Origin of the sequence: Anabaena sp. CCY 0017 (genome assembly GCF_963920885.1) — a bacterium.
In the GTDB taxonomy this organism is placed as follows: domain Bacteria; phylum Cyanobacteriota; class Cyanobacteriia; order Cyanobacteriales; family Nostocaceae; genus Nodularia.
Map to the genome: position 1 here is coordinate 44956 of NZ_CAWUDG010000007.1, position 16553 is coordinate 61508.

Genomic DNA, 16553 nt, shown 5'->3' on the forward strand with positions numbered 1-16553 from the left:
TAAGTAAAAGCGGTTTCCGGCTCTAGTCTAGGGGTTTTTTGCAGTGAATCAATTATCAGGTGTGGAAAAGCAGGTACAATTACTGTTAAATTTATGGTTAGTAGGGCTAGTAACGACTATTCAACCTGCACGGGCAGAAGATAAAATCGCTATAGTTCCAAGTCTAAATGAATCAGAACAACCTACAACTATTGCCAGAAATAGGCTATCTCAAACACCTCAAGCTCCGATTATTGTGAATGAGGTGCAGATTAATTCCACCGAGCAAGGTGTGGAAGTGATTTTACAGACAACTCAAGGGGAACAACTGCAAATTACAAATCGCAATACTGAGAATAGTTTTATTGCAGATATTCCCAATGCTCAACTGCGTTTACCTAGTGGGGATGAGTTCACATTCAATTCCCCTAACCCAGTTGCGGGGATTACGGAAATCGTAGTTACTAATTTTGATGCTAATACTATTCGGGTGACAGTGGCGGGTGAGGCGAGTTTACCTGTTGTGCAGTTGTTTGACAGTCCAGAAGAAGGTCTAATTTTTTCGATAGCAGGTGCTATGGCTTCCACACCGTCACCACAGCCTGAACCAGAGGAACCTGAGAGTGAAATTCAAGCAGAACAACCGTTACCTGAAGATAATCAACTGATTGAATTAGTAGTGACAGGTCAGCAAGATGGGTATCGTGTCAGAGAAGGTTCAACAGCGACAAAGACAGATACACCTCTACGGGATATTCCCGCTAATATACAAGTGATTCCGCGTCAAGTGATTGAAGACCAAGGAGCAGTTCGCTTGGATGAAGCGCTGCGTAACGTCGGTGGTGTCAACTTCTCCAGTTCTTTTGGTAATCGCGGACAAGATTTTAGAATCCGGGGGTTTGGTGCTACAAATTACAGAAATGGGTTGAGAGAAGATACTGGGGGTGGCGCTTCTTTTAACAATCGGACTGCTCAAGAAACGGCGGATGTAGAACGGATTGAAGTTCTCAAAGGGCCAGCTTCTGTTTTGTTTGGACAAGGTGAACCGGGAGGTATCATCAACCTAGTTTCTAAAAAACCACTGACTACGCCTTACTACAATATCGGCTTCACGGCAGGAAGTTTTGACTTCTATCGCTCAACATTGGATTTTTCCGGGCCTTTGACTGAGGATGGTTCACTCGCTTATCGCCTGAATATTGCTTATGAAAGTGCAGGTAGTTTTCGAGATTTTACCGATTCCAGGCGTTACTTCATAGCTCCTTCTTTGGCGTGGACAATTAGCCCCAATACAAAGCTGACTCTAGAAGCATCTTATCTTCAAGATAGACGGACATTTGATCGAGGTTTGCTTGTACTCAATGGTGCAGATCGCCCGGCGGATTTGCCCTTGAGTAGAGCTTTGTTTGACCCTAATTTCTCTCAGGCTAATTATGATGAAACACGAGCTTATGTGTACCTTGATCACAATTTTTCTGATGATGTGTCTTTGCGTAGTGCATTCCGCTACACGACGAGCTTTGAATCTGACCGCGAAGGATCATCAAGTGGCAGTTTGCGAAACGATAACCGCACTTTAGATATTGAAGCTTACTTTGGCGATCAATTTTTTGAGACGTATACTTTCCAAAACGATTTAGTTTGGGAGTTTGACACAGGAGCGATCGCTCACAAGCTTTTGTTAGGGTTTGAAGTCAGAAACTCCTTTGCGCGTTATGGTTCTCAAGCCCCGGCGGGACAGCAAGCCTTAACTGGAGGATTGCTCGATATCTTTGAACCAGATTACAATGCCATTACTTATACCGGGGGTTATGATTTCTTCTTTGAAGGCGATCGCAAAGAGGAAAAACTCTTTGGTATCTACTTACAAGACCAAATTACTTTATTGGATAACCTCAAACTGGTGATTGGCGGTAGGTTTGATAGTGTTACCTCCAAGCAGCGTTTTGGAGACTTTCGTGAAGATATAGATGATAGTGCATTTTCTCCCCGTTTTGGTCTGGTTTATCAACCTAGCGAAACTCTATCGCTCTATGCCAACTACTCCCGTTCTTTTGTTCCAGTAGGAGGTCAGAATGCCACAAACACTCCTTTTGAGCCAACCAGGGGAACCCAGTATGAAATTGGCGCTAAAGCTGATTTCCTAGATGGTCGTCTTTCTGCGACTATAGGTGCATACGATATCACCAAAAGTAATATTACGACTGCTGACCCTGACAACCGTAATTTTTCCATTCAAGTTGGCGAACAAAGAGCTAGGGGTATTGATATAGATGTAGCTGGCGAAATTTTACCTGGTTGGAATATTATTGCTTCCTATGCACTCATTGATGCCACCATTACTCAAGACAACCGCTTTGAGGTTGGTAATCGCCTGAATAATATTCCTCAGAATGCAGCTAGTTTGTGGACGACATATACCATGCAATCTGGAAACTTCAGAGGAGTAGGTTTTGGTGCAGGAGCCTTTTTTGTAGGTGAACGAACGGGAGATTTAGACAACAGTTTTACACTACCAGGATATACTCGTTTTGATGCCGCAGTTTATTACAATCGTGATAATTTCCGGGCAGCATTAAACTTCAAGAATTTGTTTGGTACAGAGTATTTTGCAGGTTCACAAAATCGGCGTGCTGTCGTTCCTGGCGCACCTTTTGAGGTACTAGGGACTGTTTCTTGGCAATTTTAGCGATGTGTTAGAGATGATAAACCATTCCCAGGTAGTCCATGAAGATCCCATTGGTACTGGTGTACATAGACAATGCTTTGTATTGATTGAATGTCCACCTCCCTGGAAAGCCAATGAATTTACATCAAAAGCTGTTCCTGAGAATTTGCGATTATTCGAGGAGGAGTTTTACGAAATCCAACCAGATGGGATTTTACTATTCATCCACAACGAAAAATTACGCCGTGAGGGACTGACGCGCATCCTAATTTTTACCCCGGTGTCAGGTTTTACTCAGGGATATGCCAAGCAGGAAATTCATGTTCCTAGTCTTGAGGATGTCGCCACAGTTTTGAAAAATTGGTTAGCGGGTAAAGATGTCGGCGGTACAGAGATAAATCCTCATGTTCGAGATATCTTAATTTGTACCCACGGCGCTCATGACAAACGTTGTGGTAAATGTGGCATTCCTTTTTTTCGCCAAGCTAATGCAGTTGTAGCTGACTTAGGAGTGGAATCTGTTCGCGTTTGGCAATCGAGCCATTTTGGTAGTCATCGTTTTGCCCCTACAGTATTAGATGTGCCGCAATGCAGATACTACGCTTGGCTTGATGCCTCAAGTTTTGCCGCTATTCTTACCTACAATGGCGATATTAACTGCTTACAATACATTTATCGTGGTTGGGCAATTTTACCCTATCCCGCCCAAGCGATGGAGAGAGATTTGATTTTTCAACATGGTTGGGAATGGTTTACTTACAAAGTAACTTGCCGCATAGTTGAAAAAAGTGAAGATGAATGCTTTCACCGTATTAAGTTGAGTGCAGTAATTGCTGACGGTTCTATCAAGTGCTATCAGGCTGATGTCGTCACAGGTGAAAACCTGATTAGAAGTGATGATGGGACTAAATTAGAACCGATTCCCAAGTACACAGTGAGTAATCTTATCGAAGTAAAATAAATGAAGTTTTGGTTCAGGCATATTAAACTGTTGCTACTATCACTGTGTACATTGATTTTAGTTGCAGCTTGTAATAGCAACACACCTCAATTACAGAGTCGTGAAACTCCCGAAAATATAGCATCCGATTGTCGTGTGATTCAGCATGACGGTGGTGAAATTAATATTTGTGGACAGCCGCAAAAAGTTGTTGCCCTAAGTCCACCATTATTAGATATTCTGCTGTCGTTAGGGGTACAACCGGCTGGTTATGCAGAAGTGGATTTGTTAAACACTAAAGTATTTGATAACCCTAGTCAGCAGATTCGGTTTTTGGGCGATCGCATCACGACTCAACCTGTGAATTTAGGCGATCGCCATAATCCCTCTCTAGAAACATTAGTGCAACTTAAACCAGATTTAATTTTAGGTGAAAAATTTCAACTAGAGACAAATTACAAATTATTCTCTAGCATTGCACCAACAGCATTTTTCGACACTGGGGGCAAAACTGGATGGAAATTTGCGATGGAAGCGATCGCACAGGGGTTAAATCGAGAAGAACAGGCAAAACAGGCGATCGCATCCCATAATCAACTGGTGAAAACAGTCAAAAGTCAACTAGCGCCTGTAATATCAGGACAAACCATAATTGTGTTAGGCTGGCAACAGTTTGTCAAGGAATCATTTATCTTTGCGCCTGATTTTATTACCGGATTGTTAGAAGATTTAGGCTTTCAAGTGATTGTCGGAGAAGTAGACAGGCCTAACATTTCAATTGAAGCCGTAGCAAACATTAAAACCGACCACATTTTAGTGATGCCAACTGGAGATAACACCATTGAGAATGCCAAACACCAATGGCAAAATGACCCGATCCTACGTTTAATTCCCGCAGTCCAAGCTGGAAAAATTTATTTTCTAGACTATCAATTAACCCGCATTCGGGGACCAATTGTGGCTGAGATATTTATCAATCAAATTCGGCAATTATTGCAGCCGTAGGTATCAGATTTTTAATTCTCCATGAGATAATAACAAGGCTTGATAAAATAGGTATCTATGATCAATGTCCTTCGACAATCTCTGTAAGCTGCTATCAGAAAAACATCCAGAAAAATTCGCCAGTTGGGTATTAGGAACACCGCAAAAAAGTGCTACAGTTCTGAAAACCGAATTGAGTATTGAACCTATCCGCGCCGATTATGTCACCTTTTTACAACTAGAAGGCAGGATTTTACACTTAGAATTTCAAACTAAATTAGAATCCTCACCACCTCTACCTCTGCGAATGCTAGATTATTGGGTGCGGTTGTATCGGTTGTATCGTTTACCAATCACGCAAGTGGTAGTATTATTGCTGCCACCCAAAGATGACATTGAAATTCCTACAGCCTTTACACTGGAAAACACTAGACACGAATATCGGGTAATTAAGATGTGGGAAGAAAACCCCGAACCGTTTCTTCAGGACTGGACATTATTACCTCTAGCATCCTTAACAGCCACAAATCAACCCCCAGTCCTGCTAGAACAAATTGTGCAGCGAGTCAATCAAGTGGAGACAACCCAACGACCGGAAATTTCCGCCTACACCCAAATCTTGGCAGGGTTAAAATTTAAGAAGGATTTAATTAGAAGATTATTTCGGGAGGGTATGATGCGCGAGTCAGTAATTTACCAAGAAATTCTCGAAGAAGGCGAACAGCGAGGGGAACAGCGAGAACGAAATCTGGTTTTGCGTCAACTCATTCGCAAAGTGGGAGAATTACCCCCAGGGATGCGTAAACAATTTGAAACTCTGACTTTGGAACAATTGGAAAACCTGGGTGAGGCTTTATTGGACTTTACCAGTTTGTTGGATTTGGAGGCATGGTTAACCAATAAGTAGAAACTCAACCCCAAGCAAACTAGGGATTCTTGGGGTTTACTCAGTAACATCCGAGAACAGAGAAAATTGTAGGTTGGGTAGAACGAAGTGAAACCCAACATTTCCATGACTTTGTTGGGTTGCGCTGCGCTTAACCCAACCTACGTAGACGTTGACTTTTAGGTTTAACTGAACTGTATTGGGATTCTTGGGGTTCGCTCGGTTATTTATCATAAAATTATCGTATAAAGGACGACAAGAAGGTTACAAAGCCAGAACGCTGCTCCCTTGCCCATGTATTAAAAATGTACCCAAAAAAGATAAGATAAAGTAACTAAAATGCACCTATCATGCCAAAACGTCTTTTAGTAGTTGAATCCCCCGGTAAAGTCAAAAAACTTAGTCAGATTTTGGGTACGGATTGGATTGTTCGTGCTAGTTGCGGTCACATCCGAGAACTTAGTAATGAGGGTGATGATTCTCTGGGATTTAATATTGATGGTGGCGTAGTAAAGTGTCATTATGTGCCTCGTGATCAACGGGCAAAAGAAACTATCCAGAAACTTAAGTCTGCGGTCAAACAGGTTGATGAGGTGATTCTAGCAACTGACCCAGATAGAGAGGGCGAAACCATTGCTTGGCATCTCAAGGAAGTGCTGGGATTGAAAGAACCCAAACGAGTGGTTTATACAGAGATTACGGCATCGGCGGTCAGAAGTGCGATCGCTCATTCTAGAAAACTTGATTTAAACTTGATAGGTGCGGGATTATGCAGAGATTGTCTAGATAAGTTAGTGGGTTACAAAGGCAGTCCCCTGGTTTGGGCATTAAATAACGGTGCGAAAAGTGTTGGTAGAGTCCAAAGCGCTACATTACATCTGATTTGTCAGCGAGAAAGGGAAATTCAAGCTTTTGTCCCTCAAGATTACTGGAATGTTTGGGTAGATTACGCAGAAGGATTTCGGGCTTTTTACAAAGACACAGCTAATTCTCCCTCAGATATTCCACAGCCAGAAACTGAAACTAATGATGACGCAGCTACGGGTAATAGCAAGGAGAAACCAGAATCTAAACGTGTTTTATCGGAAGCTGAGGCGACACGATTAGTTGCAGAAGCCCGGTTGCATCCTCACAAAATTATCCAGGTGGAAGGGAAAACCGTCAATCGTCAACCACCTCCGCCTTTTATTACTTCCACACTCCAACAAGCCGCAGGTTCCAAGCTGAGGCTTTCTCCAGATAGAACGATGCAGGTTGCCCAAAAGCTCTATGAAGCTGGGTTAATTACATATATGCGAACAGATTCGGTGATGTTGAGTCCGGAATTTTGCGCTAGTGCGCGTCAGTGGTTAGAACAAAATGACCCGCAGAATGTCCCGCAGCAACTAGCCAAACATCGGAGTAGTAAATCGGCGCAAGAAGCCCATGAAGCTATCCGTCCTACAGATGTTTTTCGTCCCTCAGTGGAATTGCGCGCAGAATTGCCACCTGATGAGTTTAACTTGTATGTAATGATTTGGAAACGGGCGATCGCATCTCAATGTAAATCCGCCCAACTCCGCAAAACTCAAATCATCGCCCAGTCAGGAAACCTGTTATGGCAAGCTAGAGGACAGGTAATTGAGTTCTACGGTTACGCTCGTTACTGGAACAATCTCAGTAAAGATTCAGATTTACCTGCTGTAAAACAGGGACAGGTGCTGACGCTAGAAAATGCCGGACATGAGCAAAAGCAAACCCAGCCACCACCACGCTACAGCGAACCAAAGCTAGTACAGGTAATGGAACGCAAAGGTATTGGTCGCCCCAGTACCTACGCCCCCACTGTCGCTACTCTCAAAAAACGGGATTATGTGCAGTTAATTAAAGACAACCTACAGCCTACAGCTTTGGGGTTAGAGGTTGATGATTTTTTACAAAAGGCTTTACCTGATTTACTAGAGGCAGAGTTTACAGCTAAGATGGAAGATGCTTTAGATGCGATCGCTGATGGCAAACAAAGTTGGCAGCAATATCTCAGTGGTTGGAATCAGGATTATTTTATACCTGCATTATCCAAAGCCAAGACCCTGGTTACAGGTGCATCAAATAGTAAAGCTTTTCCCCAGCGTCAGTTGGAAACTTCTAGAACTCGTTGCCCTGAGTGCAACAATTGTATGTCGAAAGTTCCTAGCACTAAAGTGAAGAAGAAATATTTTCTTAAGTGTACCAGTGGCTGTGAGAATGTGGTCATGTTTTGGAGCGATCGCTCTAAATCTTGGTCAGCACCACGCAATCAAGATAATGAACAAAAGCCGCCAGCCAAGATAAGTTCACATCCCTGCCCTGTATGTAAAAAGCCTTTGGAAGAGTACAGTTATACAAAGGATGGACAACAGAAAACAATGCTGCGATGTTCAAATCCTCAATCTCGCCAGGATAAAAAACATAAGGACGTAGCCTATTTTAACACAGCTAAAGGGTGGTGGAGTCCTAAGTTTGGCGACTTAAAAAGCTAGATACTAGAAAATAGTTGCTGAGAGTAATTATATTTATGACTCTCTAGGAGATAATAACAATACTTAATGAAATAGCTATGTATTATCAATGTCCTTCGACAATCTCTGCAAGCTGCTATCAGAAAAACATCCAGAAACATTCGCTAGTTGGGTATTAGGCACACCGCAAACAGGTGTCACCGTCCTGAAAACCGAATTGAGTATTGAACCCATCCGCGCCGATTACGTCACCTTTTTACAACTAGAAGGCAGGATTTTACACTTAGAATTTCAAACCAAACTGGAATCCACACCGCCCCTACCTTTGCGAATGTTAGATTATTGGGTGCGGTTGTATCGGTTGTATCGCTTACCGATCACACAAGTGGTAGTATTATTGCTGCCACCCAAAGATGAGATTGAAATTGCTACAGCCTTTACGGTGGAAAACACCCGTCACGAATATCGGGTAATTAAGATGTGGGAAGAAAACCCCGAACCGTTTCTTCAAGACTCAGCCTTGTTACCTCTAGCATCGTTAACAGCCACTAATCAACCCCCAGTCTTGCTAGAACAAATTGTGCAGCGAGTCAACCAAGTCCAGACAACACAACGACCGGAAATTTCCGCTTACACCCAAATCTTAGCGGGGTTAAAATTTAAAAAGGATTTGATTAGAAGATTATTTCGGGAGGGTATGATGCGCGAGTCAGTAATTTACCAAGAAATTCTCGAAGAAGGTGAACAGCGCGGGGAACAACGAGGAAGACAAGAAGGACGACAAGAAGGGGAACGAAGTCTGGTTTTGCGTCAACTCACTCGCAAAGTGGGAGAATTACCTCCAAGGATGCGTGAACAAGTGGAAACTCTGACTTTAGAACAATTGGAAAATCTGGGTGAGGCTTTGTTGGACTTTACCAGTTTGTTGGATTTGGAGGCATGGTTAGCCAATAAGTAGACACTCAACCCCAGGAAAAATAAGGTTTCTTGGGGTTGGCTGGGTTATTTATCATACAATTATCGTATAAGATTTCAAAAAAATTCGTCAACGCTGATAATTTTGGCTAAATTACGTCTTGTAGAACTCCGCGAGTGTTTTTCCAAGCCCAAATACCAACAGTTGCTACTACTATACTCATTCCTACCAAAACAGTTCTTAAGCCGAGAAAATCTGTTAAAGGACCAGTAATTGCTAAGGGTGCAGATAAGGCAATATTGACGATATGATTTTGAAAGCCAAATACTTTCCCGTGCATGGCGGGTGGTGTGTGCTGTTGAATTAAAGTTTGCATGGGTACGCCAATTAAAGCTGCACCTATGCCTAAAAAGGCACTTAGTCCTAAAGCTAGAATGAGATTATGGGTAAAAGTAAACACTCCTAAAACCAGAGACATAATCAAAAATCCAATTAAGGGTAAGGGTTTGTGATGCAATTTATTACCCCAATGACCCAAAATTGCCGCGCCAAATACCATACCCACACCGGCTGCGGCTAAGAAAAAGCCAAATTGTTTTTCTTTCAAACCAAAGTCTGCGGCTAATCTAATCGTCAACACCATCAAGGCGGCAAACACACAGTATAAAGTGGTGAGTTGCAACATGGCATTTAATATCAAACGATTTTTAGTGAGGTAGCGCAAGCCTGCTTTAAAGTCAACCCAAGGATTAATTCCTGGACAGGAATCATCGCCAGATAATTTGTTTTCAGTACCGAAGTTAATCGGCTGTACGGCTAATCCAGAGAATAGGTATAGTACACCAACCACCACTTCTTGACCATAACCTGCTCCTAACCAAGATTTTGCTAAACTTAATATTGGCTCTCCAATGGCAAAGCCCACAATTAACGCGCCCATCATGGTACTGCTGTACACCGCATTAGCTGCCATAAAATTCTCTCGTTTCACTAAAACGGGAATAGCAGCCTGTTGAGCCGGAGTAAAAAACTGGGCTAAGGTGGAAATACCAAAAGTCAGTACCAATAACATGAAAAAATCCCTGGGTAAAAATGCGAGGCAGAGCATTAATACAGTTTGAATGTAGTTGGAAACAGTTAAAACCAACTTTTTAGAGAAGCGGTCAACAAAGATACCACCCGCAGACCCGAACAAAATTGCCGGTAATGTGAAAGCCAGCATCAAAATTGAGTACATGGAGTTTGGGGCTAACCCCGCAGGGGGTTGATAATTCTCCAGTAGAGCAACCATTAACACAAAGAAAATTTTATCTCCCAACTGGGACAACAGCTGCCCAATCCACAGGAGCATAAAGCCACGATTTTTTAGCAGGGCGCTAAATCCGTTGTTGACAGCAGCTGGTTCAGTGGGAAACATTTAGATACTGGGGATTGGGGAGTAGGGATTCGGTAGGGGCGGGTTGAAGCAAAGAGTCTGTGACTCATCGAAATTTTTCATAACCCCGCCCCTACAGGAGTAGGGAATAAGCAAATTAATATTTTCTCTGATCCTCCTCATCTTCTGATGTTCATAATTTGGCAATGTTTAATTTGGAATTGTTTAATCTTCACTCCCGCTTACTGATGCTGTTTTCCGGATTAATGTTGTTCATAACGTTTTAATAGTAAGTGTAAAAATTCAGTTGCAGTCAAGGAAACTGGAGGTTGAGAAACTTCTACATATCGATCTACCCACCAACCTTTGACTGTTTGGGGCGATCGCCATATTGATAAATGCTCAACTGCTGGTTCTGCATAAAAATTATCATGTCCACTACCCAACAAGGAAGAACTCCAATGGGTAAAATAATCATGACTCAGGCGATGTATGGGAAAGTTTCCCGCTAGTGGTACTCCCCAGCCATCGATCGCAATAAAGGCTTTAATATTACCTCCTAAGAGTTGCCAGGAACAGGCTGCACCGATTGCGCCGACGACACCAGCACTAAAGCTAATGAATACCACTGGCGATTTTAGATCATTTTGCAAGCGATCGCTTAAAAACTGCAAAATATGAAGTGATGATAAAGCTAATAAAGTTTCACCCGGAAAAGTCAGTATATCGCCCCATTTTTCCGCGTTTAAACGATAAAAATCTGAAGATAAGCATTCTGATACAAACTTTTCAGTTAGTGCTGGCTCATGAATTCCAGGGCAAATAATTATACTCATTAGTTTTAAGTAATAACAGTTTTTCCGTTATTTTTAAGAATCCTTGTATTTAATCAGACATCATTAGCAGTAATTTAGAGTAAACAAAGTGCCAACATAAATTTACTCAATAACTCAAGCTTGCCTTTAGGATATATGAAAATTTGACTCTCACACAAATCAGATGTGAAAAAGACAGTCCTAAAAACTTAATTTTTCAATACTCAGTAAGGAGTAATAACCCCAGTATGCCTTTTGATATATTATTGTTAATCTAGTAACAAACCTATCCCCCTGGATGGGATAATAAACTACGAGTTAGCAGACCAATAGAGTTATTCCCTAACTTAATTAGTTCTCAACTCTGGTTTATATAGATTTATATTGAGGAAATCATTGTGGTTGCCACCCCAGAAAAACAGCAACACACTCACGAGCAGTTATCAGGTAAAGACAGAGTTGCCGTCTTACTCATGGGCTACGGTGAAGTTGAAAGCTATGAAGATTTTGCTAACTATAACGAACAGGCTTTAAATCTACTGACTGCAAAATTCGCACCAGTACCAACATGGATTTATCCCCCCTTAGCAAAGCTATTGGCGTTATTTGATCGCCATGAATGGGGACATACGCACCATGATTTTATTTCCCCACACAATGCCATCTTTGAACAGCAGCGCGCTGGTATAGAAAAGAACTTACAAGCCAAGTGGGGCGATCGCATCCAAGTTTTCAAAGCCTTTAACTTCTGTGCGCCTTACCTACCGGATCAGGTTCTCGCAGAAATTAAAAACCAAGGCTTCGAGAAAATCCTCATTTACCCCTTATTGGTGGTTGATTCCATCTTTACCAGTGGAATTGCCGTTGAGCAAGTTAATAATGCTTTAGCTGAGATTCCTGATGGAGAAGAACATTGGGTAAAAGCACAGCGTTACATCCCCTCCTTCTATAACGAACCAGCCTACATCGATTTGATGGCTAATTTAGTTCAGGAGAAGATTAGCGCCGAAGTTGGTGCAGCATACCTACCTTCTCAAATCGGCATTGTCTTGATGAATCATGGCTGTCCCCACAAAGCCAAAGGATTCACCTCTGGAATTACCGAAAGTCAGACACTATATGATTTAGTCCGGGATAAGTTAATTAACCGCTATCCTTTAATTTCTGTAGGTTGGCTGAACCACGATACACCTTTAATTGAATGGACATTGCCAAATGCCGAGCAAGCTGCTAATAACTTGATTCAATTGGGTGCAAAAGCCATCATCTTTATGCCCATTGGCTTTGCGACAGAAAACCACGAAACTTTATTAGATGTACACCACATCATTCATGATTTGGCGAAAAAGCATCCCAATGTGAGTTATGTCCAGATGGCCTGTGTCAACGACAAGCCAGAATTTTTGGAAATGGCGGCTGAATGGGCAAATGCTCATATTGCTGAGTTAATGAATCAGGAAGCTATGGCGGTTAATCCCCAGTTGGCGGGAAGTCACCATCACCATCATCATCATTAGGTATCTCCGACAAAGAATGTAGAGACGTTCAATGGAACGTTTCTACAACGGTTCTGTGATAACGCATATTTTATTTTCACCAGATGTCTATTAGGATCGACCGCATTTAACCCTTGTAGAGAGTATGCAACATCTCTACATTTTTTGTCAATAGATGTAATGTATATTAGGTAAAGGCGTATACCAATGATTTTTGACACCACCATACTCCCTCCTCGCTGGTTGGCGGGGAAGGGTGATGGGTAGGATGTTATAGCAAAGTGCTGTAAAGCCCTGCGGGCATGGCTGCGCTTAAAGCGGTAGAGGGGCGTTTAGCCCGTAGAAACCAAGTAGGGACGGGTTTACAGATATGCTCAATTACTAATAATAATTTTAATAAACCCGCCCTTACATCAAGGCTTTGGGCAATCAACAATGTCCTAAACCCCTTGGCGGTTGCTATATGACACAAAAGAAAATTTCCCGACTTGTGTGTATACGGTGGTTCCTTGCTAGGGAGAAGAATTGAGGATGAGATTCTTAAGAAAATATCTCAAACAAAGCATCATCTAAGTCATAACCAAGCATTTGCGCCATAGACTTTAACCGCGATTGGCTGGGAATCCCTTGTTGCTTTAGCCAATCACCTAAGATAAAAATTTTGTGCATCAGAAATATTTCTAAAGCTTCAGGGTTATATTGAATACCTTCTTTAGCACTGAATTGGTGTGGTACAAGCATGGCAGTATAACGAGCAAATTCTCCAGATTTCCAATCTAGTAAAAATGGCAACCAGGGATATTTAGCATCCAAACGCACAAACCACAGGCGTAACTCTGGAATTTCCGAAAGTTCGCGAGGATCTCCAGGTTCTAAGGTATATTTTATATCAAAGTTCAATTGCTGTTCGTGAGATGCGATGGTCGCGTTCTCATCCAGCAGTTGCGAAATCACCGTTAAGGCAGGTGAAATATCTAGATTGTTAATGCAGTCAGTATCGAGGGTAATTGTGATAGTCATTGATTCGACAGGTACTTTCTCTATGCTTAACAGTAGGGTCGAGAATACAGACTATCAGCTTTCAGGGTTGGATGCGACATTTACTCCATTTATAGCAAAGTGCTGAGTAGAAACCAAGTAGGGGCGGGTTTATTAAAATTATTATTGGTAATTGAACATATCTGTCATAGCTTGCGTGGCGTAGCCATACCCGCCCCTACTTCCAGGCTTTGGGCAATCAACAATGTCCTAATATCCTTGGCGGTTGCTATAACTCCCTAATATATCTGTATTCACCTAAATTTTGCAGACATAACACCTGCCTAGAGATGGACATTTGCCACAATTTTAAGTTAAAGTTGTAATGAGTTTGTTTAAGATTCAGAATGTCATCAAGCAAACGCCCACAAGCACCAGACAATCATCACCTTAAACATTAAATTCCGCAGCAGCACAGTTAGGGGCAAAGTAATTAATGTAATACTAATACTTTTGTCATATCAAAAGAACCAATAAACACTAAAACGGGAAAAACCCCTTAATAGTTAACAAATTTAACTATGCAAAATCAATCGATAACGACTAAATCCATTCGTTCCCTAGAAGATGCCTTAGAACGGTGTCAACAGCTAGGGATGCGCGTCAGCCGCCAGCGTCGCTTTATTTTAGAATTGCTGTGGGCAGCCAATGAACATCTTTCTGCTAGAGAAATTTATGATCGCCTCAGTCAGCAAGGTAAAGATATTGGACATACTTCTGTCTATCAAAATTTAGAAGCTTTATCTACTCAGGGCATCATTGAGTGTATTGAACGCTGCGACGGGCGTTTATATGGTAATATCAGTGATTCTCATAGTCATGTCAACTGTATTGATACTAATCAACTTCTGGATATCCACATAGAACTGCCAGAAGAATTGCTCCGTCAAGTGGAAGAAAAAACAGGAGTACGGATTACAGAATACAGTATTAACTTTTATGGTTATCGCAATTCCCCAGACAAACCATAAGTCTTAAACCATATAAAATCATTGGTTCATCTTCCATATCAATATTTGTGGTGGGTTACGCGATCGCTCTAGCGTAGCCATACCTCCAGGACGATAACCACCCTACTGATTTTATTTTTGATCAGATAAATTATGCAATTGGCGAAAACAGGTGACAATGAGGGGGACTAAGTTTCGCATCACAAAGTCTTTGTGACTGTAAAAAACAGCCGTTGTGTATTTGTTGAGACTATGAGCAATAGACCCCTAAAATTATTGTTAATTGACCAAGACCCCATATTTAGGCTAGGACTAAGGGTAGCATTGTCAGCATTACCTGACATTGAAGTGGTAGCGGAAGCAGAAACAGAGACAACGGCTTTGCAGATATTAGCAGAACTAGCTCAACAAGATCCCCACCAAGTGAATTTGGTAGTTTTAGAATTAGGCAATGGTCGCTCTATTTCTAGTCAGCAGCAAGGGTTACAACTTTGTCAACAACTAAAAATTCAATACCCTCAATTACCAGTCTTGCTACTTAGTGCAGTTCAAGAACCAGGATTACTGTTAGCAGTTCAGGCGGGTGGTGTTAATGGCTATTGTTCTAAAGGTACTCCGATTTCCGAATTAGTCGCTGCAATGAAAGAAGTAGCAGATGGTGGTGCTTATTGGTTTCCCGAAAAGCACAGCGTAGAACCAACTACTCATCACCCCATTGTGTCACCATCTAGTCTACCCTTGGCTAGGTTGCGGAAAAATTGGTATTTGTCAGGAATTGGCTATCTTGAGGCGACTTTAGCTGAAGTTACGGCGCAATTACAAACCCCAGGATTACCATTAATAGATCGAGCCGTTTTTGCGGGACAACGACGAGAACTGTTAGCATCTCGTTGGTTACTGACTCGGTTATTAGTTTCACCACAGGAAAGACAAGAGGAACAAACAATTGCGACTCAGAAACCTTCTGTCCTGCCGTCTTTAAGTAGTGTCATTGTGCCATTAGTGTCACCACAGCCAGAAACTTCGCCGCCTCTACTTAGTCCGCGATCGCTTCAATCTGATTTATTCTCATTATGTGTCACCAAATTGCAATTATCTTTACAAAATGTCACAGATGTAGCCTTGGAAATTGATATTTTTCGTGAAGATAAAAAACGGGAATTACTGTATCTCATATTGCAAAAACTGGCTCAAAAACTGGATGAATTGCGTGTCCCGCAAGTGAGAATTGCTCAACTGGAAACTTTAAAAGACAGCATATTATATGATTTATGGCAAGTAGTAATTACAGATTTCTTTGGTAAATTTTATCGAGTGCAGGTAAGTAAACAGGATATAGAAGTTGTTAATTTACTGCTGCAAAATTATCGAGTTATCCAAACAGAGATTTTCAATAAAATTCCCTTGGTTGTAGAATTATTTTCTTATTTGGTATTTCAGACAGACTTGCACATTGATAATACTTGCTATGATGTCGGTAGCGCTGAAGCGAAATCCCAAGCATTAATAATTTTAGAAAATTTATTAATTCAGGTAGCCAATGGTGTAGTGCAACCACTGCTCAACTCTTTAGCAGATGTGGAAGAAATTAAACAAAATTATTATGACCGCCGATTAATTTCCACCAGAGAAATAGAACGCTTTCGCAATGAATTGTCATGGAAGTACCGTTTAAACAAGTATATCAATGAGCCGAAAGCCATCTTTGAAAGTAGCTACGAACTATTTGTATTAGCACCGCGCGGGATTGCCAAAACTTCACTTTATGCCCCCCGTGGACAGGAATTAGCGCAACTGTCTGGGATTCCCCTATTAGTCACATTAGCACTAGAATTTCGAGATGCGATCGCACCCCGTTTAAAATCATTATTAGCAATTGTTGGTAGCAGTATTGTGTTTCTACTCACAAAAATAGTTGGTCGGGGCTTAGGTTTAATTGGTCGTGGAATCCTCCAAGGAATTGGCAGCGTCTCCTTAACAGAAAAAAATTTCAAGCGCAATGGTGAACGACCAAAGTAAGAAGAGGCAG

The 16553-nt window shown here is 41.7% G+C and carries 12 protein-coding genes; 9 read left to right on the forward strand and 3 right to left on the reverse strand.

Annotated features, from left to right (window positions below; translation table 11 throughout):
* The first annotated feature begins 43 nt into the window (after positions 1-43).
* The 6 genes from ACM0OW_RS10830 (at position 44) to ACM0OW_RS10855 (ending at position 8892) form a co-directional block, all read left to right on the forward strand.
* On the forward strand, positions 44-2668 hold the full coding sequence (locus ACM0OW_RS10830) for a TonB-dependent siderophore receptor (protein WP_414550065.1): 2625 nt from the start codon (positions 44-46) through the stop codon (positions 2666-2668).
* 13 nt (positions 2669-2681) lie between these two features.
* A complete protein-coding gene (locus ACM0OW_RS10835; RefSeq protein ID WP_414550066.1) occupies positions 2682-3608 on the forward strand; it encodes a sucrase ferredoxin in 927 nt (308 codons plus the stop codon).
* Complete coding sequence (locus tag ACM0OW_RS10840) at positions 3609-4592, forward strand: ABC transporter substrate-binding protein (protein ID WP_414550067.1); 984 nt, start codon at positions 3609-3611, stop codon at positions 4590-4592.
* 64 nt (positions 4593-4656) lie between these two features.
* Positions 4657-5478: an Rpn family recombination-promoting nuclease/putative transposase gene (locus ACM0OW_RS10845; protein ID WP_414550068.1), complete on the forward strand. Its 822-nt coding sequence runs from the start codon at positions 4657-4659 to the stop codon at positions 5476-5478.
* 329 nt (positions 5479-5807) lie between these two features.
* Positions 5808-7955: a type I DNA topoisomerase gene (topA, locus tag ACM0OW_RS10850; protein ID WP_414550069.1), complete on the forward strand. Its 2148-nt coding sequence runs from the start codon at positions 5808-5810 to the stop codon at positions 7953-7955.
* An 88-nt stretch (positions 7956-8043) separates the two neighbouring features.
* Positions 8044-8892 carry an Rpn family recombination-promoting nuclease/putative transposase gene (locus tag ACM0OW_RS10855; protein ID WP_414550070.1) on the forward strand — a complete coding sequence of 283 codons (849 nt, stop codon included), beginning with the start codon at positions 8044-8046 and terminating at the stop codon, positions 8890-8892.
* Positions 8893-8998: 106 nt separating this feature from the next.
* On the opposite strand, the gene ACM0OW_RS10860 is transcribed toward ACM0OW_RS10855, so the two are convergent.
* Positions 8999-10267, reverse strand: a complete 1269-nt coding sequence (locus ACM0OW_RS10860; RefSeq protein ID WP_414550071.1) for an MFS transporter — start codon at positions 10265-10267, stop codon at positions 8999-9001.
* A 221-nt stretch (positions 10268-10488) separates the two neighbouring features.
* Positions 10489-11061, reverse strand: a complete 573-nt coding sequence (locus tag ACM0OW_RS10865; RefSeq protein WP_414550072.1) for a hypothetical protein — start codon at positions 11059-11061, stop codon at positions 10489-10491.
* Positions 11062-11438: 377 nt separating this feature from the next.
* On the opposite strand from ACM0OW_RS10865, the gene ACM0OW_RS10870 reads away from it, so the two are divergent.
* Positions 11439-12557: a ferrochelatase gene (locus ACM0OW_RS10870; RefSeq protein WP_414550073.1), complete on the forward strand. Its 1119-nt coding sequence runs from the start codon at positions 11439-11441 to the stop codon at positions 12555-12557.
* A gap of 519 nt (positions 12558-13076) precedes the next feature.
* On the opposite strand, the gene ACM0OW_RS10875 is transcribed toward ACM0OW_RS10870, so the two are convergent.
* A complete protein-coding gene (locus ACM0OW_RS10875) occupies positions 13077-13556 on the reverse strand; it encodes a CRR6 family NdhI maturation factor (RefSeq protein ID WP_414550074.1) in 480 nt (159 codons plus the stop codon).
* A gap of 539 nt (positions 13557-14095) precedes the next feature.
* On the opposite strand from ACM0OW_RS10875, the gene ACM0OW_RS10880 reads away from it, so the two are divergent.
* Positions 14096-14545 carry a Fur family transcriptional regulator gene (locus ACM0OW_RS10880; protein WP_414550075.1) on the forward strand — a complete coding sequence of 150 codons (450 nt, stop codon included), beginning with the start codon at positions 14096-14098 and terminating at the stop codon, positions 14543-14545.
* A gap of 231 nt (positions 14546-14776) precedes the next feature.
* On the forward strand, positions 14777-16543 hold the full coding sequence (locus ACM0OW_RS10885; protein WP_414550076.1) for a DUF3685 domain-containing protein: 1767 nt from the start codon (positions 14777-14779) through the stop codon (positions 16541-16543).
* Positions 16544-16553 lie beyond the last annotated feature (10 nt).